At 55.3% G+C, this 20592-nt stretch carries 23 protein-coding genes; 15 read left to right on the top strand and 8 right to left on the bottom strand.

The genetic code is table 11. From position 1 onward, the window contains the following. Positions 1–327 precede the first annotated feature (327 nt). Positions 328–2013, bottom strand: coding sequence for an aspartate:alanine antiporter (locus CKK19_RS17295; RefSeq protein WP_001024855.1), 1686 nt, complete (start codon positions 2011–2013; stop codon positions 328–330). A gap of 274 nt (positions 2014–2287) precedes the next feature. Here CKK19_RS17295 and CKK19_RS17290 point away from each other — a divergent pair, with 274 nt between their 5' ends. After that, the gene (locus CKK19_RS17290) at positions 2288–2662 is read left to right on the top strand and encodes an inner membrane protein YbjM (RefSeq protein ID WP_023299682.1); all 375 of its coding nucleotides are present in this window, start codon (positions 2288–2290) and stop codon (positions 2660–2662) included. Positions 2663–2692: 30 nt separating this feature from the next. On the opposite strand, the gene CKK19_RS17285 is transcribed toward CKK19_RS17290, so the two are convergent. Continuing rightward, complete coding sequence (locus CKK19_RS17285; RefSeq protein ID WP_014169305.1) at positions 2693–2962, bottom strand: GrxA family glutaredoxin; 270 nt, start codon at positions 2960–2962, stop codon at positions 2693–2695. A 185-nt stretch (positions 2963–3147) separates the two neighbouring features. Between CKK19_RS17285 and nfsA the strand changes: the two genes are divergently transcribed. The 11 genes from nfsA (at position 3148) to CKK19_RS17230 (ending at position 13863) form a co-directional block, all read left to right on the top strand. Next, positions 3148–3870 carry a nitroreductase NfsA gene (gene nfsA / locus CKK19_RS17280; protein ID WP_063853939.1) on the top strand — a complete coding sequence of 241 codons (723 nt, stop codon included), beginning with the start codon at positions 3148–3150 and terminating at the stop codon, positions 3868–3870. 64 nt (positions 3871–3934) lie between these two features. Further along, positions 3935–4837 (top strand): 30S ribosomal protein S6--L-glutamate ligase, encoded by a 903-nt coding sequence (gene rimK, locus CKK19_RS17275; RefSeq protein WP_032621711.1) that lies wholly within the window; start codon positions 3935–3937, stop codon positions 4835–4837. Positions 4838–4900: 63 nt separating this feature from the next. Then, a complete protein-coding gene (locus tag CKK19_RS17270) occupies positions 4901–5377 on the top strand; it encodes a YbjN domain-containing protein (protein WP_022647571.1) in 477 nt (158 codons plus the stop codon). Positions 5378–5727: 350 nt separating this feature from the next. Then, positions 5728–6840: a spermidine/putrescine ABC transporter substrate-binding protein PotF gene (potF, locus tag CKK19_RS17265; protein WP_225455188.1), complete on the top strand. Its 1113-nt coding sequence runs from the start codon at positions 5728–5730 to the stop codon at positions 6838–6840. A gap of 143 nt (positions 6841–6983) precedes the next feature. Further along, the gene (gene potG / locus CKK19_RS17260) at positions 6984–8117 is read left to right on the top strand and encodes a putrescine ABC transporter ATP-binding subunit PotG (RefSeq protein ID WP_006809449.1); all 1134 of its coding nucleotides are present in this window, start codon (positions 6984–6986) and stop codon (positions 8115–8117) included. Positions 8118–8126: 9 nt separating this feature from the next. Further along, positions 8127–9080, top strand: coding sequence for a putrescine ABC transporter permease PotH (gene potH / locus CKK19_RS17255; RefSeq protein ID WP_022647573.1), 954 nt, complete (start codon positions 8127–8129; stop codon positions 9078–9080). Beyond that, entirely contained in the window at positions 9077–9922 is an 846-nt protein-coding gene (gene potI / locus CKK19_RS17250) for a putrescine ABC transporter permease PotI (protein ID WP_022647574.1), read from the top strand. The genes potH and potI overlap by 4 nt, the downstream gene beginning before the upstream one ends. 42 nt (positions 9923–9964) lie before the next feature. Further along, positions 9965–10462 carry a YbjO family protein gene (locus tag CKK19_RS17245; protein WP_087878582.1) on the top strand — a complete coding sequence of 166 codons (498 nt, stop codon included), beginning with the start codon at positions 9965–9967 and terminating at the stop codon, positions 10460–10462. A 40-nt stretch (positions 10463–10502) separates the two neighbouring features. Further along, entirely contained in the window at positions 10503–11630 is a 1128-nt protein-coding gene (gene rlmC / locus CKK19_RS17240) for a 23S rRNA (uracil(747)-C(5))-methyltransferase RlmC (protein ID WP_063853940.1), read from the top strand. Between the two features lie 72 nt (positions 11631–11702). Continuing rightward, positions 11703–12410: a response regulator transcription factor gene (locus CKK19_RS17235; protein ID WP_023299686.1), complete on the top strand. Its 708-nt coding sequence runs from the start codon at positions 11703–11705 to the stop codon at positions 12408–12410. Beyond that, the gene (locus CKK19_RS17230) at positions 12394–13863 is read left to right on the top strand and encodes a sensor histidine kinase (protein WP_032624570.1); all 1470 of its coding nucleotides are present in this window, start codon (positions 12394–12396) and stop codon (positions 13861–13863) included. Before CKK19_RS17235 ends, CKK19_RS17230 begins: the two co-directional genes overlap by 17 nt. A gap of 75 nt (positions 13864–13938) precedes the next feature. On the opposite strand, the gene artJ is transcribed toward CKK19_RS17230, so the two are convergent. The 6 genes from artJ to CKK19_RS17200 form a co-directional block, all read right to left on the bottom strand. Then, positions 13939–14670, bottom strand: coding sequence for an arginine ABC transporter substrate-binding protein ArtJ (gene artJ, locus CKK19_RS17225; RefSeq protein ID WP_015571008.1), 732 nt, complete (start codon positions 14668–14670; stop codon positions 13939–13941). Between the two features lie 173 nt (positions 14671–14843). After that, the gene (gene artM, locus CKK19_RS17220) at positions 14844–15512 is read right to left on the bottom strand and encodes an arginine ABC transporter permease ArtM (RefSeq protein ID WP_022647579.1); all 669 of its coding nucleotides are present in this window, start codon (positions 15510–15512) and stop codon (positions 14844–14846) included. Beyond that, entirely contained in the window at positions 15512–16228 is a 717-nt protein-coding gene (gene artQ / locus CKK19_RS17215; RefSeq protein WP_003858367.1) for an arginine ABC transporter permease ArtQ, read from the bottom strand. The genes artM and artQ overlap by 1 nt, the downstream gene beginning before the upstream one ends. Before the next feature lie 6 nt (positions 16229–16234). Then, a complete protein-coding gene (gene artI / locus CKK19_RS17210) occupies positions 16235–16966 on the bottom strand; it encodes an arginine ABC transporter substrate-binding protein ArtI (protein WP_006174322.1) in 732 nt (243 codons plus the stop codon). A gap of 18 nt (positions 16967–16984) precedes the next feature. Beyond that, positions 16985–17713, bottom strand: a complete 729-nt coding sequence (gene artP, locus CKK19_RS17205) for an arginine ABC transporter ATP-binding protein ArtP (protein ID WP_006809439.1) — start codon at positions 17711–17713, stop codon at positions 16985–16987. Between the two features lie 226 nt (positions 17714–17939). Then, entirely contained in the window at positions 17940–18458 is a 519-nt protein-coding gene (locus CKK19_RS17200) for a lipoprotein (protein ID WP_022647580.1), read from the bottom strand. Positions 18459–18555: 97 nt separating this feature from the next. Here CKK19_RS17200 and CKK19_RS17195 point away from each other — a divergent pair, with 97 nt between their 5' ends. The 3 genes from CKK19_RS17195 to CKK19_RS17185 all read left to right on the top strand — a co-directional run bounded on the left by CKK19_RS17195 (position 18556) and on the right by CKK19_RS17185 (position 20591). Continuing rightward, positions 18556–18879: a heavy metal-binding domain-containing protein gene (locus CKK19_RS17195; RefSeq protein ID WP_003858361.1), complete on the top strand. Its 324-nt coding sequence runs from the start codon at positions 18556–18558 to the stop codon at positions 18877–18879. After that, positions 18876–19706 carry an N-acetylmuramoyl-L-alanine amidase gene (locus CKK19_RS17190; protein WP_063163408.1) on the top strand — a complete coding sequence of 277 codons (831 nt, stop codon included), beginning with the start codon at positions 18876–18878 and terminating at the stop codon, positions 19704–19706. The genes CKK19_RS17195 and CKK19_RS17190 overlap by 4 nt, the downstream gene beginning before the upstream one ends. A gap of 261 nt (positions 19707–19967) precedes the next feature. Then, on the top strand, positions 19968–20591 hold the full coding sequence (locus tag CKK19_RS17185) for a helix-turn-helix domain-containing protein (RefSeq protein ID WP_022647582.1): 624 nt from the start codon (positions 19968–19970) through the stop codon (positions 20589–20591). Position 20592 lies beyond the last annotated feature (1 nt).

Genomic DNA, 20592 nt, shown 5'->3' with positions numbered 1-20592 from the left:
TGATAGTTGGCTATGTGCTTTCATACGGAGCCGCAAAAATTAGAGGCGGGTGAGCTTTATCGCTCGATTTTGTCGAATCAAACCTGACATACAAAAAATCCGTCGCATAATGTCGCCAATAACCCAAAAATATGCAATTGATTGAATTTAAAAGCTATTTTTTAGGGAAACAAAAAACCCATCAACCTTGAACCAAAAATGGCGGGGTTGATGGGCTCCACAAATTGGGGACATCAAAGAAAAGCAGTGGCACTAGTTATGACTGCACCCTGCGTAAAAAGTTCTGCGCGTAACGAAAATTTTTTCAGCCACACGCAATCTTGAGATTTATCCGAGTCCTGGCCAGATAATGATGATCAGCGTACCTGCCAGCGTCAGCAGCACGTTTGCGATGGCGTAGGTGCCTGCATAGCCCAGCGCCGGGATGTTGCTGCGCGCGGTGTCGCTGATGATCTCCATTGCCGGTGCGCAGGTGCGCGCGCCCATCATCGCGCCGAAGAGCAGGGCGCGGTTCATGCGGAGCACGTAGGCGCCGAACAGGAAGCAGATGACTACCGGTACCAGGCTGACGATAAGTCCGGAAACCAACATTTGCCAGCCGACCGCACCCAGGCCATTGCCAATGCCGCTCCCGGCGCTTAAGCCGACACCCGCCATAAAGACCATCAGACCGAACTCTTTCACCATGTTCAGCGCTCCCTGAGGGATGTAGCCGAAGGTGGGATGGTTCGCTCGCAGGAAGCCCAGCATGATCCCGGCGAACAGCAGACCGGCAGCGTTACCGATGCCGAAGCTAAAGTTACTGAACTGGAAGGTGATCATCCCGATCATCAGGCCAACAATGAAGAAGGCGCAGAAGGCTAACAGGTCCGTCACCTGACTGTGAATCGAGATAAAGCCGATACGGTCGGCAACGGTTTTAACACGTCGGGCATCGCCGCTGACCTGCAACACATCGCCTTTATTAAGCACCACGTTATCGTCGATAGGCATTTCAATCTGGCTGCGGATCACGCGGTTGAGGAAACAGCCGTGGTCGGTCAGCTTCAGCTGCGCCAGACGGCGGCCCACGGCGTTGTGGTTCTTCACCACAATCTCTTCGGTTACGATACGCATGTCCAGCAGGTCGCGGTCGAACACTTCTTTCCCGTTGCGGAAGCTCGGATCGAGACGCGCGTGGGCGTCCGGGTAACCAACCAGAGCGATGTCATCGCCCATCTGGAGCACCGCGTCACCGTCCGGGTTTGCCAGAATGCCGTTACGACGGATACGTTCGATGTAGCAGCCGGTCTGACGGTAAATCCCCAGCTCGCGCAGGTTTTTCCCGTCGGTCCAGGCAACCAGTTCCGGACCGACGCGGTATGCGCGGATCACCGGCAGGTAAACTTTACGTTTGGAGTCCGTATCCAGACCACGCTCTCGGGCAATGGTTTGGGCGCTGGTCTGGAGATCCTGATGCTGAAGTTTTGGCAGATAGCGCGCGCCAACAATCAGGCTCACCAGACCAATCAGATAGGTCAGGGCATAGCCCAGGCTCAGGTTATCCAGCGCGGCGGAAAGCTGCGTGCCTGCCATGCCAGAATGACGAAGCGTATCCCCCGCGCCAACAAGCACCGGCGTGGAGGTCATCGAGCCTGCCAGCATACCGGCCGTTAAGCCGATGTCCCAGCCAAACAGTTTGCCCAGCCCTAACGCAATCAGCAGGGCGCTGCCGACCATCACCAGCGCCAGCATCAGATAATTTTTGCCGTCTCGGAAGAAAATGGAAAAAAAGTTCGGACCGGCTTCCACGCCAACGCAGAAAATAAACAGCATGAAACCTAAGTTAAGCGCGTCCGTGTTAATACTGAAATGTTGCTGACCTAATAACAGGGAGACGACTAAAACGCCAATGGAATTACCAAGTTGAACTGAACCCAGGCGCAATTTACCCAGACAAAGGCCCAGTGCCAGTACCACAAATAATAACAGGATGTAATTCCCATTTAACAAGTCTGCGACGTTTATATTCACGGAGGCTAACTTCTTGTTTACCAGTAAGTTGTTGAATGAAAGGACTATTTGGGCTACTGTTTTCAGAGTCAGGGAATCACTTTGCACCTCCCTGCTTCCTGATAAATACCCTAAACACTAGCAGGCGGTTAGTTTAATCGTAATAGCTACCGACAGCCACCTATTATCGCACGACTTGTGTGCGTGTTTTGGCAAGGATTGCCGCAATGCTTTATCTGACTGGGCGTCCACCGGACGATTTTTGTATTTGATAGAGATAAGTCAGGAGGATAGTTTGAACTTTAAACGAAACTGGGTTGGCGTAATCAGCTGCTTTTTGCTGTTTACGGTCGTTTGCATGTCGCTTGCTTTTAATGTGAAGGGCGCCTTCAGAGCGTCCGGTCATCCCGAGCTGGGCCTGTTGTTCTTCATCCTGCCGGGGGTAGTGGCTAGTTTTCTCTCGCGCAAAGGCGAGGTGGTAATGCCGCTGCTGGGGGCCATCCTTGCGGCGCCCCTCTGCCTGCTTCTGATGCGCGTGCTGTTTCTCTCGTCGAGAAGCGTCTGGCAGGAAGTGGCGTGGCTACTAAGTGGCGTTTTCTGGTGTGCGCTGGGCGCGCTCTGTTTCTTATTTATGCGCAGCCTGCTGCAACAGCGGAAGCACCATAAATAAAAACGCCCTCAGGGTGAGGGCGTCTTAGCATTACTGAGCGGCAAACAGGCCCAGGTGCTCTTTGGCGTACGCTTCGAAATCGGTGCAGCCGCCGATGTGTTTCTGATCGAGGAAGATTTGCGGCACGGTTTCAACCGGTTTACCCACGGTTTTTTCCAGATCGGCTTTGCTGATGCCTTCCGCGTGGATATCCACGTAACGGAAGTTGAAATCATCACGTTCTTCAGTCAGTTTCTCAGCCAGCTCTTTCGCGCGCACACAGTAAGGGCATCCTGGACGACCAAAAATTACTGCAAACATTTCTCTCTCCTCAAAAAACAAGCCTGACGGCGAATAATCCCTATAGTGCACGATAACCTGCCGTCATGGAAAGAAGGTTTCACCTGTCACTTTGATACAGTCAGGCTATGTTTCGCCAATTACATCAGGTGGATCATTGCCTATACTGGCTGCCATACGTTTTACGCAATACAAAGAGAGACAAAATGACGCCAACCATTGACCTGCTTCGTTCCCACCGTTCCATTCGCCATTTCACCGATGAGCCGATCACCCTGGCGCAGCGGGACGCGATCATCGACAGCGCAAGAGGCACCTCCAGCTCCAGCTTTTTGCAGTGCAGCTCCATTATCCGCATCACCGATCCGGCGATGCGTGAGCAGCTGGTAACGCTGACGGGCGGACAAAAGCACGTTGCCCAGGCGGCTGAGTTCTGGGTGTTCTGCGCCGATTTTAACCGTCACCTGCAAATCTGTCCTGAGGCGGAGCTGGGGCTGGCGGAACAGCTGCTGCTGGGCGTGGTGGATACGGCATTGATGGCGCAAAACGCGTTCACGGCGGCGGAATCGCTGGGGCTTGGCGGCGTCTATATCGGCGGGCTGCGTAATAACATCGAAAGCGTGACGCAACTGCTGAAGCTGCCGAAACACGTGTTGCCGCTGTTTGGTCTGTGCCTCGGCTGGCCGGCGGATAACCCGGATCTGAAGCCGCGTATTCCTGCTGCGATGCTGGTGCATGAAAACCACTACCAGCCGGTCGATCAGGACGTTCTGCATCAATACGATGAAGAGCTGGCGAACTACTATCTGACGCGCGACAGCAACAACCGCCGCGATACCTGGAGCGACCATATTCGTCGCACCATCATTAAAGAAAACCGCCCGTTCATTCTTGATTACCTGCACAAACAGGGCTGGGCAACGCGATAGTCCCTTCCTCCTGCGCCTCGTGTATGATAGGCAGGCTTTTCCCATGTCTTTAGAGAGGTGCAGGGTGAAAATTGCCATATTGTCCCGGGATGGAACGCTCTATTCATGTAAACGCCTGCGAGAAGCGGCGGCGAAACGCGGACATCAGGTTGAGATCCTCGATCCGATGTCCTGCTATATGAACATCGACCCTGCGGCGTCGTCGATTCATTACAAAGGCCGCAAACTCCCGCATTTTGATGCGGTAATTCCCCGCATTGGCTCCCAGATCACCTATTACGGCACGGCCGCGCTGCGCCAGTTTGAAATGCTGGGAAGCTATCCGCTCAATGAATCCGTGGCGATCTCACGCGCCCGCGATAAGCTGCGCTCGCTGCAACTGCTGGCGCGCCAGGGGATCGATTTGCCCGTCACCGGGATTGCTCACTCCCCGGACGACACCAGCGATTTAATCGACATGGTGGGCGGTGCGCCGCTGGTCATTAAGCTGGTGGAAGGCACGCAGGGTATTGGGGTGGTACTGGCGGAGACGCGTCAGGCGGCGGAAAGCGTGATTGACGCCTTTCGCGGTCTGAATGCCCATATTCTGGTGCAGGAGTATATTAAAGAGGCCAAAGGGTGCGACATCCGCTGCTTTGTGGTGGGCGATGAAGTGGTTGCCGCCATAGAGCGGCAGGCGAAAGAGGGCGACTTCCGCTCTAACCTGCACCGCGGCGGTATCGCGCGGGTGGCCCTTATCAGCGAGCGCGAGCGTGAGATTGCGGTGAAAGCGGCGCAGACGCTGGGCCTGGACGTGGCGGGGGTCGATCTGCTGCGTGCCGACCGCGGGCCGCTGGTGATGGAAGTTAACGCCTCGCCGGGGCTGGAAGGGGTGGAAAAAACCACAGGCGTCGATATTGCAGGTAAAATGATCGCATGGATTGAACGCCATGCGACGCCGGGATTTTGCCTGAAAACGGGCGGTTAAATGGATCGGCGCGCACTTTTTGCGTAAGCTGGACAACGTTTTTATTTAAGAGGCTGCACAGCGATGGATTTACAGGTCGTACCTACACTGGATACGTTACGTCAATGGCTCGATGATGCCGGTATTACTTTTTTCGAATGCGACTCCTGCCAGGCGCTGCATCTGCCTCACATGCAAAATTTCGATGGTATTTTTGATGCCAAAATCGATCTGATTAACGACGTGATCCTGTTCTCGGCGCTGGCTGAAGTGAAGCCTTCAGCGCTGCTTGCACTGGCATCCGATCTGTCAGCGATTAACGCCAGTTCTTTGACCGTGAAAGCGTTTCTCGACATACAGGATGATAATCTGCCGAAGCTGGTGGTTTGCCAGTCTTTATTCTCCGGCGCGGGGCTCTCCTTCAAACAGTTCGCCTGGTTTATGCGCCTGAGCGAAGAGCAAATTTCCATGGTAATGATGGAAGCCAACGCACATCACCTGCTGTATAGCGCGGAAGATGATGCCGAGAATAATGATGCATCTTCCAATTTTCTCCACTAAGCCTGTCTGACTTTTGCGCAGTCGCTACCAGAGCGGCTGCATAACACCGCTTTTTCTGCTGCTTTTAACCTTTCTTTAAAGAATTTTTCACCTCCTCTCAGGCCGTTTCGGCTTATCACGTAGACATAATCTGCATAAAAAATTGATAAAAGGCGTTTTTTCGTCTGGGCTATAGCCGGAGACACGGGCTACAGTTATTCTTGCGGTGCTTAAAAAAGCGAGCGGAACCTGCCGGGAAGAGGGGTGTATTTTATTTCGGGCAGAGCGACAAACTATGCATGAATATTGCATATCTTCAGGCTGCACAGTTTTGGTTCGTTTGTTAACGAGCTTTCAGAAGGAATAACAATATGATCGCCTTGAATAAAAAATGGTTATCGGGTCTGGTTGCGGGTGCTCTGATGGCCGTCTCTGCCGGCACGCTCGCTGCGGAACAAAAAACGCTGCACGTCTATAACTGGTCTGACTATATTGCGCCGGACACCGTCGCGAATTTTGAAAAAGAGACCGGCATTAAGGTTGTCTACGACGTATTCGATTCCAACGAAGTACTGGAAGGCAAACTGATGGCGGGCAGTACCGGTTTCGACCTGGTGGTGCCCTCTGCAAGCTTCCTGGAGCGTCAGCTGACCGCCGGTGTCTTCCAGCCGCTGGACAAGAACAAGTTATCGAACTGGAAAAACTTCGATCCGGAAGTGCTGAAGCTGGTGGCGAAGCATGATCCGGACAACAAATACGCCATGCCTTACCTGTGGGCGACCACTGGTATTGGCTTTAACGTGGATAAAGTCAAAGCGGCGCTGGGCCCGGACGTCAAACTGGACAGCTGGGACGTGGTGCTGAAGCCGGAAAATCTCGAGAAGCTGAAAAGCTGCGGCGTCTCTTTCCTTGATGCGCCGGAAGAGATTTTCGCCACCGTGCTTAACTATCTCGGCAAAGATCCAAACAGCAGCAAGGCCGACGACTACACCGGTCCGGCGACCGACCTGCTATTGAAGCTGCGTCCGAATATTCGCTACTTCCACTCCTCTCAGTACATCAACGACCTGGCTAACGGGGATATCTGCGTGGCCATCGGCTGGGCGGGTGACGTCTGGCAGGCAGCGAACCGTGCGAAAGAGGCGAAAAACGGTGTGAATGTTTCCTACTTCATTCCGAAGGAGGGGGCGCTGGCGTTCTTCGACGTCTTCGCGATGCCGGCTGATGCGAAAAACAAAGAGGAAGCGTATCAGTTCCTCAACTACCTGATGCGTCCGGAAGTGATTGCCCACATCAGCGACCACGTCTACTACGCCAACGGTAACAAGGCCTCCGTGCCGCTGGTGAGCGAAGAAATCCGCAATAATCCGGCGATCTACCCGCCAGCCGATGTGTTTGCCAAGCTGTTCACCCTGAAAGTGCAGGAACCGAAAATTGACCGTGTGCGTACCCGCGCGTGGACGAAGGTGAAAAGCGGTAAGTAACGGCGTTTGATATCGTTGCCCGGTGGCGCTGTCGCTTACCGGGCCGACAAATCCCGTAGGCCGGGCAAGCGTTAGCGCCGCCCGGCGATGCGCACCCTGACGGTGCGTTTGCACCAGTGTTGATCTATGCCGGAGAGCACCCCGTGAATGACGCGATCCCCCGCCCGCAGGCGAAAGTCCGTAAAGCGCTGACCCCGCTTCTTGAAATTCGAAACCTCACCAAATCCTTCGACGGCCAGCATGCCGTGGACGATGTCAGCCTGACGATCTACAAAGGTGAAATATTTGCTTTGCTCGGCGCATCCGGCTGCGGTAAATCGACCCTGCTGCGCATGCTGGCCGGGTTTGAACAACCTACCGCCGGGCAGATCGTGCTGGATGGGGTAGACCTCTCCAGCGTGCCGCCGTACCAGCGGCCCATTAACATGATGTTCCAGTCCTATGCCCTGTTCCCGCACATGACCGTCGAGCAGAACATCGCCTTCGGCCTGAAGCAGGACAAACTGCCGAAAGCCGAAATCACCGCGCGCGTGGCGGAGATGCTGAGCCTGGTGCACATGCAGGAGTTCGCGAAGCGTAAGCCGCATCAGCTTTCCGGCGGCCAGCGTCAGCGCGTGGCGCTGGCAAGAAGTCTGGCCAAACGGCCGAAATTACTCCTGCTCGACGAGCCGATGGGCGCGCTGGATAAAAAGCTGCGCGACCGGATGCAGCTGGAAGTGGTGGATATCCTTGAGCGCGTAGGGGTGACCTGCGTGATGGTGACGCACGACCAGGAAGAGGCGATGACCATGGCCGGGCGCATTGCGATCATGAATCGCGGTAAGTTCGTGCAGATAGGCGAGCCGGAGGAGATTTACGAACACCCGACAACCCGCTACAGCGCGGAGTTCATCGGCTCGGTAAACGTCTTCGAAGGGCTGTTGAAGGAACGCCAGGAAGACGGTCTGGTGATTGAATCGCCGGGGCTGGTGCACCCGCTTAAGGTTGATTCTGATAATTCCGTGGTGGACAACGTACCGGTTTACGTTGCCCTGCGCCCGGAAAAAATCATGCTTTGCGATGAGCCGCCCGCCGATGGCTATAACTTTGCCGTGGGCGAAGTGGTACACATCGCCTATCTCGGCGATCTGTCGATTTACCATGTCCGCCTGAAAAGCGGCCAGATGCTCAGCGCCCAGTTACAGAACGAACACCGGTATCGCAAGGGACAGCCAACCTGGGGCGACGAAGTGAGCCTGTGCTGGGATGCGGACAGTTGCGTAGTCCTGACGGTATAAGGAGCGGTCATGAGCACACTTGAACCTCCAGCCCGCGTCAAAAAACCGGGCGGTTTCTCGCACTGGCTGGCGCGCGTGCAGATGGCGCATGGCCGCAAGCTGGTCATCGCCATGCCCTATATCTGGCTGATCCTGCTGTTTCTGCTGCCGTTCCTGATCGTCTTTAAGATCAGCCTGGCGGAGATGGCGCGGGCGATCCCGCCGTATACCGATCTGTGGGAGTGGGCCGACGGGCAACTGACGCTGACCTTAAACCTTGGGAATTTCCTGCAACTGACTGAGGATCCGCTCTATTTCGAAGCCTATTTACAGTCGTTACAGGTTGCGGCGATCTCAACGATCTGCTGCTTGTTGATGGGCTACCCGCTGGCGTGGGCAGTGGCGCACAGCAAGCCGTCGACGCGAAATATTTTACTGCTGTTGGTCATTTTACCGTCGTGGACATCTTTCCTGATCCGCGTGTACGCGTGGATGGGGATCCTGAAGAATAACGGCATACTGAATAACTTCCTGCTGTGGCTTGGGGTGATCGACCAGCCGCTGACGATCCTGCATACCAACCTTGCGGTGTATATCGGGATTGTCTATGCCTATCTGCCGTTTATGGTGCTGCCAATCTATACGGCGCTGACGCGAATCGATTACTCGCTGGTGGAAGCTTCGCTGGATCTCGGCGCACGCCCATTGAAGACGTTCTTCAGCGTCATTGTGCCGCTCACAAAAGGCGGGATCATCGCCGGATCGATGCTGGTGTTTATCCCGGCGGTCGGGGAGTTTGTGATCCCCGAACTGCTCGGCGGGCCGGACAGCATCATGATTGGCCGCGTGCTGTGGCAGGAGTTTTTCAATAACCGCGACTGGCCGGTGGCCTCGGCGGTGGCGATTGTCATGTTACTGCTGCTGATCGTGCCGATCATGTGGTTCCACAAACATCAGCAGAAACAGATGGGAGACCACGGATGAACAACTTACCGGTAGTACGCTCCCCGTGGCGAATTCTGATCCTGATTATCGGCTTTACCTTCCTGTATGCGCCGATGCTGATGCTGGTGATCTACTCGTTCAACAGCTCTAAGCTGGTCACCGTCTGGGCGGGCTGGTCGACGCGCTGGTACAGCGAGCTGTTCCACGATGATGCGATGATGAGTGCGGTGGGGCTGAGCCTGACCATTGCGGCGCTGGCGGCGACGATGGCCTGCGTGCTGGGCACGATTGCCGCGCTGGTGATGGTGCGCTTCGGCCGTTTTCGCGGAGCAAATGGTTTTGCGTTTATGATCACCGCCCCGCTGGTGATGCCGGACGTCATCACCGGTCTGTCGCTGCTCCTGCTGTTTGTCGCGCTGGCGCACGCCATCGGCTGGCCAGCGGATCGCGGGATGCTCACCATCTGGCTGGCGCACGTCACCTTCTGTACGGCGTATGTGGCGGTGGTCATCTCCTCGCGGCTGCGCGAGCTGGATCGCTCCATTGAAGAGGCGGCGATGGATCTCGGCGCCACGCCGCTGAAGGTCTTTTTCATCATTACGCTGCCGATGATTATGCCGGCGGTGATCTCCGGCTGGCTGCTGGCGTTCACGCTCTCGCTCGACGATCTGGTTATCGCCAGCTTTGTGTCGGGGCCGGGCGCGACGACGCTGCCGATGCTGGTCTTCTCCAGCGTGCGCATGGGGGTGAATCCGGAGATTAATGCCCTGGCCTCCATCATCCTCGGCGTGGTCGGAATTGTCGGATTTATCGCCTGGTATTTGATGGCGCGCGCGGAAAAGCAGCGCGTGCGCGATATCCAGCGTGCAAGACGCGGCTGAAGGAATTATTATTTCCAGTGATGTGCCGCGTATGACGCGGCACTGTTTTTCAGGGAAGTAAAAACATTGGGATTCTTACAAAAAACACGTCATTCGCACGCCCGTCCGAACGTCCCTGCGCTGGTGCAGGTGGCGGCGCTCGCCATTATTATGATCCGCTGCCTGGATGTGCTGATGATTATGAACACGCTGGGCCCGCGAGGCATGGGGGAGTTCATTCACCGCAGCGCGCAGACGTGGAATCTGACGCTGGTGTTTCTCAGCAGCCTGATGCTGGTGTTTATTGAGATCTACTGTGCGTTCTCGCTGGTAAAGGGGCGCAACTGGGCGCGCTGGGTATATTTTCTTACGCAGATCACCGCCGCCAGCTATCTGTGGGCCGCCTCGCTGGGCTATGGCTATCCGGAGCTGTTCAGCATTCCCGGCGGCTCCCGCCGCGAGATTTTCCATTCCTTAGTGATGCAAAAATTGCCGGACATGCTGGTGCTCTGCCTGCTCTATGTTCCCGCCTCCAGTCGGCGGTTCTTCCGCCTGCAATAATGTGTATAATCGCAGCCCTCGTGATTCTTAAGGTTTTCATATGCAGTGCGCACTCTATGACGCCGGACGCTGCCGCTCCTGTCAGTGGATAGAACAGCCGGTCCCTCAACAACTCACCGCCAAAATGGCCGACCTGCAACAGCTGCTGGCAGCACACGCGGTGGGCGAGTGGTGCGCACCCGTCAGCGGGCCGGAGCAGGGCTTTCGTAATAAAGCCAAAATGGTGGTCAGCGGCAGCGTCGAAAAGCCGCTGCTGGGCATGCTGCACCGTGACGGCACGCCCGTCGATCTCACCGGCTGTCCGCTGTATCCCGCCTCGTTTGAGCCAGTGTTTACCGCCCTGAAACCCTTTATCGCCCGCGCGGGGTTAACGCCCTATAACGTTGCCCGCAGGCGCGGCGAGCTTAAGTACCTTCTGCTGACCGAAAGCCAAATCGACGGCGGGATGATGCTGCGCTTTGTGCTGCGTTCGGAAACCAAACTGGAGCAGCTTCGCGCGGTGTTGCCGTGGCTGCAGGAACAGCTTCCGCAGCTCAAGGTCATTACCGCTAATATTCAGCCGGTGCATATGGCGATCATGGAAGGAGAGAAAGAGATTTTCTTCACCGAACAGCATGCGCTGGCGGAGAATTTCAACGGCGTGCCGCTGTGGATCCGTCCGCAAAGCTTCTTCCAGACTAACCCCACCGTCGCCAGCGCGCTGTACGCGACCGCGCGCGACTGGGTGCGTGCGTTACAGGTTCATCATATGTGGGATCTGTTCTGCGGCGTCGGCGGCTTTGGCCTGCACTGTGCCACGCCAGACATGCAGCTCACCGGGATTGAAATTTCTGCGGAGGCCATCGCCTGCGCGAAACAGTCCGCCGCGGAGCTGGGGCTGACGAATCTGCACTTCCAGGCGCTGGACTCGACCCGGTTCGCCACCGGCCAGGGCAACGTGCCGGAGCTGGTGCTGGTGAACCCGCCGCGCCGGGGTATCGGCCAGGCGCTCTGCGACTACCTGAGCCAGATGGCGCCGGAGTACATCGTCTACTCCAGCTGTAACGCGCAGACCATGGCGAAGGATATCGCCAGCCTGCCGGGCTACCGCATTGCGCGCGTTCAGCTCTTTGATATGTTCCCGCACACTGTGCATTACGAAGTGCTGACGTTGCTCGTGAAATCTTAAACAAAATGTGAACTCTTCCCCCGCTCGAAATCAGGTAAGCTTACGTCATAACAAATGATTGAAGGCTTACCCATGAAGCAGATCCTGCTGGTAGAAGACGACCACGATATCGCTGCACTCCTGCGTCTTAACCTGGAAGATGAAGGCTACGCCATTACCCACGAGCCGGACGGGGGAAAGGCGTTACCGCTTCTGGAAAAACAGCCGTGGGACGCGGTGATCCTCGATCTGATGCTGCCGAATGTTGATGGTCTGGAGATTTGCCGCCGTATCCGCCAGATGACCCGCTACCTGCCCATTATCATCATTAGCGCCCGCAGCAGTGAAACTGACCGTATTACCGGCCTGGAAACCGGGGCGGATGATTATCTGGCAAAACCTTTCTCGGTGCAGGAGCTGATTGCCCGCATTAAGGCGCTGTTCCGCCGACAGCAGGCGATGGGCCAGGCGCAGACGGACGGCATTATTCAGGCGCACGGTCTGACTATCGATCCGCTGGCGCGCACCGTGCGTCTTAATGGTCAACACGTCGATCTCACCCCGCGTGAATTTGAACTGCTCTATTTTTTTGCCCGCCATCCCGGAGAGGTCTTTTCACGGCTGGCATTGCTGGAGCAGGTGTGGGGGTATCAGCACGAAGGCTACGAACACACCGTCAACACCCATATTAACCGCCTGCGCATCAAAATAGAGAAAGATGCCGCCGAGCCGGAGATCGTTCGCACCGTCTGGGGTAAAGGCTACAAATTTGCGGAGCAGAATCATGATGCGTCGCTTTAGCCTGAGCCAGCGTCTGACGCTGCTGTTTACGGTGTTACTGCTGCTCTGCGCCACCGTCGCCTGTGCGGTGCAGCTCTACGTTAGCATGCAGTACGGCAATGCGATGGTGCAGCGTCTCTCCGGCGGGCTGGCGCAGCAGATTGCGCAGCGGGAAGCGATTCTGGATTCGCAGGGCAGGGTGGATCGCAGCGCCTTAAAGCCGCTGTTCGACCGGCTGATGACCTTTAATCCGAGCGTCGAGCTGTATGTTGTCTCGCCTGATGGCGATATCCTGGCCGATGCCGCCCCGCCGGGGCACATTCAGCGGCAAAAAATTGACCTCGCGCCGATACAGAATTTCCTGAGCGGGACGGTGATGCCGGTGTTTGGCGACGATCCCCGAAGCCAGAATAAGAAAGTCTTCAGCGCCACCCCGCTGCGACAGGACGGCGAGCTGAAGGGGTATCTGTACATTATTTTGCAGGGGGAGGAGTCCAACGCGCTGGCGGAGATGGCCTGGCACAAAGCGCTCTGGAGTACGGCGCTGTGGTCGATGCTGCTGGTGGCGCTGTTTGGTCTGCTGGCGGGGCTGCTGCTCTGGTACTGGGTGACGCGCCCGGTTAAACAGCTCACGCTGGACGTGGCCGGGCTGGAGCAGGACAGCATCAGCGCGATTAAGCAGCTGGCGGCCCAGCCGCTCGAGCCTGCCGGCCAGGATGAAGTGGCGATCCTGCGCAATACCTTTATCGAGCTGGCGCGCAAAATCACCTCTCAGTGGGATCGGCTGGCCGACAGCGACCGCCAGCGCCGGGAGTTTATCGCCAACATTTCGCACGACTTACGCACCCCGTTGACATCGCTGCTGGGTTATCTGGAAACGCTGTCGCTGAAATCCGCCACGCTGTCGCCGCAGGAGCATCAGCAGTACCTCGCTACCGCGCTGCGTCAGGGGCAAAAGGTACGCCATCTGTCGCAGCAGCTGTTCGAGCTGGCGCGTCTTGAGCACGGCGGCATCAAGCCCCAGCGCGAGCGTTTTGCCATGGCTGAACTGATTTCCGACGTGGCGCAGAAGTTTGAACTTACCGCCCGCACGCGCGAGGTGAACCTGCGTATTGATGTGCCGGGGCGATTGCCGCTGGTGAACGCCGACGTGTCGATGATCGAGCGCGTGGTCACTAATCTTCTGGATAACGCCATCCGTCATACGCCGAGCGGCGGAGAAATTCGTCTGGCGGTCTGGCAGGAGAACGAACGACTTCAGGTCGAAGTGGCAGACAATGGTACGGGCGTAGATGCCTCGCTGCGCGACGATTTGTTCCAGCGACCGTCAGCGTTAAATCCTCAGGCGTCGCGGGAGAACCGTGGGGGATTAGGGCTGTTAATCGTGAAGAGAATGCTGGAGCTGCACGGTGGCGGGATCAGGCTGATGGAGTCCGTGAGCGGGGCGCGGTTCAGGTTCTTTGTGCCGCTATGAGAAATTGCCGGGTGGCGCTGCGCTTTCCCGGCCTACAGACCACCCCCGTAGGCCAGACCACCCGGCAAAAAGAGATTACTGCGGGAACCACTGCTCACTGATTTTCTGGTATGTGCCGTCAGCTTTGATCGCTTTCAGCGCGCCGTTCAGTTTTTCCAGCAGGGCTTTGTTATCCGGACGTACCGCGATGCCGAGGCCGGTACCAAAGTACTGCGGATCGGTCACTTTCTCCGTCGCTGTACCCAGCTGCGGGTTGGTTTTCAGCCACTCATTCACGACCGCGGTGTCGCCAAATACGCCATCGATACGGCCATTTTTCAGGTCGATAATTGCGTTCTGGTAGCTGTCATAGGCCACGGTTTTCACTTCAGGATGCTTGTCCTGGAGATATTTCTGGTGCGTGGTGCCGTTTTCCATGCCGATGCGCTTGCCTTTCAGTTCGTCGAAAGACTTATAAGCCCCTTTCTTCGCAATCACTACCGCAGAGTTCGCGTAGTACGGGTCGGTAAACGCGACCTGCTTGCTGCGCTCTGGGGTGATATCCATGCCGGAGATCACCGCATCGTATTTTTTAAATTTCAGGGACGGGATCAGGCTGTCAAACGCGTGGTTAGTAAAGGTGCAGTCGGCCTGCATCTGCTTGCACAGCGCTTTCGCCAGGTCAATGTCAAAGCCGACGATCTGGTTGCTGGCATCCAGCGATTCAAACGGCGGATAGGTGGCAGAAACGCCAAAATTGATTTTATCTGCGGCGGATGCGCCTGCGGCGAAGGTTGCGAGTAATGCGGCCAGAACTAACTTTTTCATTGTAATGCTCCCGTCTGTCTTATTTATGCGCCGTGTCTGCGGCCTGGATATACAATGCCATCTACTGAATTTATATGCAATAAAAATGATTAAATATTGCCTTTGTTGCAAAAAAAAGCGGATAACCCATCAGGTTACCCGCTCAATCAATACCGTTTTATGCATTGGCGTGATTAATTCCTGCGCTCAAACGCCAGCGCCTTACGCTCGATAAGACGCATCATCAGCGTCAGCAGACCGTTGACCACCAGATAGACCAGACCCGCCGCACCGAACACCATCACGTCGTAGGTACGTCCGTACAGCAGCTGCCCGTGGCCCATCACTTCCATCAGGGTGATGGTGTAGGCCAGAGAGGTGCTTTTGAACACCAGAACGACTTCGTTGGAATAGGAAGAGAGCGCACGCTTAAAGGCGTATGGCAGCAGGATCGCCAGCGTATCCTTCTTGCTCATGCCCAGCGCACCGCAGGACTGCCATTGGCCTTCCGGGATCGCGCGGATCGCGCCGTAAAACAGCTGCGTGGTATAGGCCGCGCTGTTCAGTGAGAGAGCTATCAGGGCGCAGAGCCATGGCTCAGAGAGCAAATGCCAGATAACCGGATATTCCTGTAACGACGGGAACTGCCCTGGACCGTAGTAAATCAGGAAGATCTGCACCAGCAGCGGCGTACCGGTAAAGAGCGTAATGTAGCCACGGACAATCCACACCAGCACCGGCGTTTTCAGCGTCAGGACGATGGTGAAGAACAGCGCCAGGATCAGCGCTACGATGATAGACGCAACGGTCAGCGTCAGGCTGGTGTGCAGCCCTTTCATCAGTTCGGGTAAATAATCCAGCATCAGCCTGGTCTCCGTTCAAAACGCGTTGCGCGCAGATCAATACGCTTCAGAACGTACTGGCTCAGCAACGTGATCACCAGGTAGATAGCCGCCGCGACGATGTACCAGGTAAATGGCTCCTGCGTACGGGTGGCGATACTTTTGGTTTGCAGCATCAAATCGTTCACGCTGATCAGGCTCACCAGCGCGGTATCTTTCAGCAGTACCAGCCACTGGTTGCCCAGCCCTGGCAGGGCATGACGCCACATCTGCGGCATCACCAGGCGGAAGAAGATCGCCGCTTTCGACAGGCCCAGCGCCTGACCGGATTCCCACTGTCCCTGCGGTACCGCTTTCAGCGCGCCGCGCAGCGTTTGTGACGCATAGGCCGAATAGAGCAGGGAGAGCGCAATTACGCCGCACAGGAACGGACTGACGTCGAAGTTCTCAATCTGCATTTGCACCGGGATCTGCGCAAAGCCGAGATTAATCGTAAAGCCGTCCGACAGCGTTAACAGCAGCTGTGAGGAGCCGAAATAGATAAACAGGACCACCAGAATTTCCGGCAGTCCACGCAGCACAGTTACCAGCGCTGAACCGAGCCATGCGACAGGGCGCCACTTAACGGACTCCCACACCGCAAAGAACATCGCCAGTACGAGGCCGATAATCAGTGCACAAACGGCAAGGCCGACGGTCATCCCGGCGGCGCTTGCTAAAGGAAAAATTTCATTCATCAGGAATTACTTCTGGAACCATTTTTTGTAGATGGTTTCGTAGGTGCCGTCTTTCTTCACTTTTTCCAGCGCAGCGTTGAATTTCTGCTGCAGCTCGGTGTTGCCCTGACGTACGGCAATACCCAGACCTGTACCGAAGTAGTCTTTATCTGTCACCTTGTCACCCACGGCGGCCAGCTTGTCGTTCGCTTTCAGCCATTCAGTCACGACAGCCGTGTCCCCGAACACCGCATCGATACGGCCGTTTTGCAGGTCCAGCTTCGCATTCTGGTAGCTGTCATACGGCACGGTGGTGATTTCCGGGTGCTTATCCATGATGAATTTCTGGTGCGTGGTGCCGTTCTGCACGCCGACTTTCTTGCCTTTCAGCAGGTCAACGGAGGCGTATTTACCTTTCTGACCAATGAACAGCGCCGAGTTGTCGTAGTAAGGGGTGGTGAACAGAACCTGCTTTTCACGCTCCGGAGTGATGTCCATACCGGCCATCACGGCGTCGATACGGCGGAACTTCAGGCTTGGGATCAGGCTGTCGAACGCCTGGTTGCTGAAGGTACAGGTCGCGTCGATCTCTTTACACAGGGCATTTGCCAGATCCACGTCGAAGCCAACAATCTTGTTGTTCGCATCAATGGATTCAAACGGAGGGTAGGACGCTTCAGTGGCGAAACGGATGGTCTGGGCTGCGGTAGCGGAAAGGCTGACGCTAGCAAGCAGCGCGGCAATCAATACTTTTTTCATTATAATTTCCCTAACACATCAGTGTGATAAGTAGTTTTTGAAGGCATCGGTTTGCGGGTTGGTGAAGCAGCTCGCATCACCTTGCTCAACGATATACCCGTTTTCCATGTAGACCACGCGGCTGGCGGTTTTGCGCGCCACTTCCACCTCGTGGGTCACGATGACCTGGGTAATGTTGGTTTCCGCCAGTTCACGAATGATACTCACGATCTGGGCAGTAATTTCCGGGTCCAGCGCTGCGGTTGGTTCGTCGAACAGCAGCACCGCTGGCTCCATCATCAGCGCACGGGCGATCGCCACACGCTGTTGCTGACCACCAGAGAGATGCAGAGGATAACGGTCGCTGTACGGTTTCAGACGCAGACGTTCCAGCAGCTTTTCAGCTCGCGCCATCGCCTGGTCTTTGCTTAAGCCAAGCACGCGGCACGGGGCTTCAATCAGGTTTTGCACCACCGTCAGATGCGGCCAGAGATTATATTGCTGGAAAACCATGCCCACGTTTTGACGCAGTTCACGAATCGCTTTATCAGAAGGGGTTTTCGCGAAGTCAAAATGGTTACCGGCGATGGCCAGCGTTCCCGAACGGGGCATTTCAAGCAGATTTAAAACACGCAGAAGGGAGCTTTTTCCCGCACCGCTTGGGCCGAGCAAAACCAGCGTTTCGCCCTCCGGGCAGCTCAGCGTAATGTCGAACAGCGCCTGGTGTGCGCCGTAGAAGCAGTTAATGCCGTTTAGTTTAATACTCATCGGGGCAGTCTTTACTCATCCAGGCAATCTATAGCAATTGAGGCCGCAGATAGTACCGTTGACAGAATAGTTATGCAATATTTCTGCGTTAAAAGTTAAATATAACCCGTGTTTCCTCTTAAACATAGCACAAAATAGCGACGGGAAAGGGGGGCGAGAATAAATGTCGGCATTCCGCATGAAATGCCGGACATTTTACGGGGTTAACGTTTATTTAACGTATGCGTTAGCGGTTCTCAATCGACTGGCGAAGGGTGCCCGCCGGAGCATGAACGCTGCCGCCAATGTAGCGCACATCATCTATTGCCCAGCACTGGCCTTCACGGATCATCAGCACCTCATCCTGCCAGGTTTGCGTCCCCTGGGTTAGCTTCACGCGCAGAGGAATATTCCGTGCGTCGGTATTCGGAATGGTGGACGCGCTGGCGACGTCGGCGCTGTCCGGCAGCGTGGCGCGGCTGGAGAACGGATCGGATGAAAGCAGCGCATTTTGCTGCGGATCGCGCGAGGCGTCATTAAGCAGTTTCGCCAGATTATCGCTCAGGTACGGGCGCAGGGCGGTGAGGTCATTACCGCGATGCTGAATGCGGTAATCATAGAACTGTTGCGCCACGGCGTCCGGGCCGCCCTCAATGCAGGGGCCGCTGCGGGAACCGATATCCTTAAAGGCTGGCGTGACCGGCGTAGTGCAGGCGCTGAGCACCAGCGCGCAGGGCACTAAAAGCGTTAAAGCAGAGTAGCGCATGTTGATTTCCTTATTTATTAACTATCCTTTCAATCATAGCGTAACGAACCGATAATGCAGTTGCTAACGCATTGAACGCTAAAGACGGAGAGGAAGTATGCAATTTTCAACAACACCAACCCTGGAAGGTCAACCCATTACCGAGTACTGCGGCGTGGTCACCGGTGAGGCGATTCTGGGCGCCAACATCTTCCGGGACTTCTTTGCCGGCATTCGGGATATCGTCGGCGGGCGCTCCGGTGCCTACGAGAAAGAACTGCGTAAAGCGCGTGACATTGCGTTTAAGGAGCTGGGCGAGCAGGCCAAAGCGCTGGGCGCGGATGCGGTGGTGGGCATTGATATCGACTACGAAACGGTCGGGAAAGATGCCAGCATGCTGATGGTGAGCGTAAGCGGCACGGCGGTGAAAACCCGTCGATGAAGCGTTCGCTCTCAACCCTCCTGCTGGCATTGTTGCTGGCAGGATGCGCCTCGGAAGAGGGCATTGTTGATAAAGGCGCGTACGAACTTGATACGCGCCATCAGGCGCAGGCGGCCTACCCGCGCATAAAGGTGCTGGTGATCCATTACACCGCCGATGATTTCGACACCTCGCTTGCGACCTTGACCGATAAAAACGTCAGCTCTCACTATCTCATCCCCGCAAAGCCCCCAGCTCCGCAGGGCAAACCGCGTATCTGGCAGCTGGTGCCGGAGAGCGAGCTGGCCTGGCATGCAGGTATTAGCTTTTGGCGTGGGACCAACCGCATAAATGATACCTCCGTCGGCATTGAGCTGGAAAACCGCGGCTGGCGGAAAACCGATGGCGTGAAAACCTTTACCCCCTTCGAACCGGGGCAAATTGCGGCGCTGATCCCGCTTGCCAGAGACATCATCGCCCGCTACGACATTAAACCGCAGAACGTTGTGGCCCATTCGGATATCGCCCCGCAGCGTAAAGACGACCCTGGCCCGCTGTTTCCGTGGCGCGAACTGGCGCAGCAGGGCATCGGAGCCTGGCCCGAACCGGCGCGGGTGAATTTTTATATCAACGGGCGACCGCATTATCAGCAGGTTGATACCGCAGCATTGCTCGATGTGCTGGCGCGCTACGGTTACGAGGTGCCAGAAAACAGCACGCCTGCACAGCAAAAACGCATCATCATGGTGTTCCAGATGCATTTCCGTCCGCAGTTATGGAATGGCGTAGCGGATGTTGAAACCATGGCGATTGCCGAAGCACTTTTAGAGAAATACGGGCAGGGGTAAACCTTTGGCTTACCCCCAAATGAGTATATTTCCGTAAGTTTCTATTAGATTAATCCTAAGTACAATCTCATTTCATTTTTAGTTAATTGACTTAAAATTATTCGGATTTAAGATGGACACATAGCACGCTAAGCAATTTAGCGAATAAAAAACTTTACTCTTTTTTTTATTCTTGAGTTTTTCATCAGGAAAATATTTATGGTTCGGTATGAATGCCGTTGCCATGTTTTTTTAAAATCACATCTTAAAACGGGTATAACAATGTTAAGCATCTATGGAAAAAAATTACGTCCGCAACATGAAATGGAAAAGATTATTTCTGCAACCTCATGCGTTGAAGAAAGAACGTTAAAAAAATGGCAGAAGATTTCCACTGCTGATTCCGGTTTAATTCATATTATTGTCAGCGGCGAAGTCGAATTTCGACGTGACTCTGACGAACTGTGCTTGTTCACCGTTACCGGGCAATGCATTTTCGGCCTGTCGTCGATGTATTACAACGCCACCCATATGTACGGCCTTGTTCGGTCGAATACGGTTGTTCGCTCGATCAAGAAAGAGGTCTTCGCCCAGCTGATGACCGAGAAAAACCTGTGGCCTGAACTGACAAAAGTGCTTTCCTGGTACATATGCCTGATGAGCAAGCGCGATGATATTCTGGTCGCTCGCAGCGCATATTCTGTTGTTCGCGAATTTTTATATGAGATCAACGACCTGATTGTACAGCATCAGCGTGATATTAACGTTTATGATTACATTCAGGAATACACTAACCTGGCACGTAGCACCATTATTAAAATCCTCTCCGATCTGAAAAAAGGTCAATATATTGTGGTGGAAAAAGGTCGACTGCTTAACCTCACCGCACTGCCTGAAAAATATTAAT

Origin of the sequence: Enterobacter sp. CCUG 70166, assembly GCF_020224095.1 — a bacterium.
GTDB lineage: Bacteria > Pseudomonadota > Gammaproteobacteria > Enterobacterales > Enterobacteriaceae > Enterobacter > Enterobacter intestinihominis.
Note: the sequence above shows the minus strand (reverse complement) of the source record. Positions and strands in the feature narration are given on the sequence as shown.

Coding starts and splice junctions, on each gene's coding strand:
- CKK19_RS17285 (WP_014169305.1), bottom strand. CDS start 2,962: ATGTTTGCAGTAATTTTTGGTCGTCCAGGATGCCCTTACTGTGTGCGC.
- nfsA (WP_063853939.1), top strand. CDS start 3,148: ATGACGCCAACCATTGACCTGCTTCGTTCCCACCGTTCCATTCGCCAT.
- CKK19_RS17270 (WP_022647571.1), top strand. CDS start 4,901: ATGGATTTACAGGTCGTACCTACACTGGATACGTTACGTCAATGGCTC.
- potF (WP_225455188.1), top strand. CDS start 5,728: ATGATCGCCTTGAATAAAAAATGGTTATCGGGTCTGGTTGCGGGTGCT.
- potH (WP_022647573.1), top strand. CDS start 8,127: ATGAGCACACTTGAACCTCCAGCCCGCGTCAAAAAACCGGGCGGTTTC.
- potI (WP_022647574.1), top strand. CDS start 9,077: ATGAACAACTTACCGGTAGTACGCTCCCCGTGGCGAATTCTGATCCTG.
- rlmC (WP_063853940.1), top strand. CDS start 10,503: ATGCAGTGCGCACTCTATGACGCCGGACGCTGCCGCTCCTGTCAGTGG.
- CKK19_RS17235 (WP_023299686.1), top strand. CDS start 11,703: ATGAAGCAGATCCTGCTGGTAGAAGACGACCACGATATCGCTGCACTC.
- CKK19_RS17230 (WP_032624570.1), top strand. CDS start 12,394: ATGATGCGTCGCTTTAGCCTGAGCCAGCGTCTGACGCTGCTGTTTACG.
- artJ (WP_015571008.1), bottom strand. CDS start 14,670: ATGAAAAAGTTAGTTCTGGCCGCATTACTCGCAACCTTCGCCGCAGGC.
- artM (WP_022647579.1), bottom strand. CDS start 15,512: ATGCTGGATTATTTACCCGAACTGATGAAAGGGCTGCACACCAGCCTG.
- artQ (WP_003858367.1), bottom strand. CDS start 16,228: ATGAATGAAATTTTTCCTTTAGCAAGCGCCGCCGGGATGACCGTCGGC.
- artI (WP_006174322.1), bottom strand. CDS start 16,966: ATGAAAAAAGTATTGATTGCCGCGCTGCTTGCTAGCGTCAGCCTTTCC.
- artP (WP_006809439.1), bottom strand. CDS start 17,713: ATGAGTATTAAACTAAACGGCATTAACTGCTTCTACGGCGCACACCAG.
- CKK19_RS17200 (WP_022647580.1), bottom strand. CDS start 18,458: ATGCGCTACTCTGCTTTAACGCTTTTAGTGCCCTGCGCGCTGGTGCTC.
- CKK19_RS17195 (WP_003858361.1), top strand. CDS start 18,556: ATGCAATTTTCAACAACACCAACCCTGGAAGGTCAACCCATTACCGAG.
- CKK19_RS17190 (WP_063163408.1), top strand. CDS start 18,876: ATGAAGCGTTCGCTCTCAACCCTCCTGCTGGCATTGTTGCTGGCAGGA.
- CKK19_RS17185 (WP_022647582.1), top strand. CDS start 19,968: ATGTTAAGCATCTATGGAAAAAAATTACGTCCGCAACATGAAATGGAA.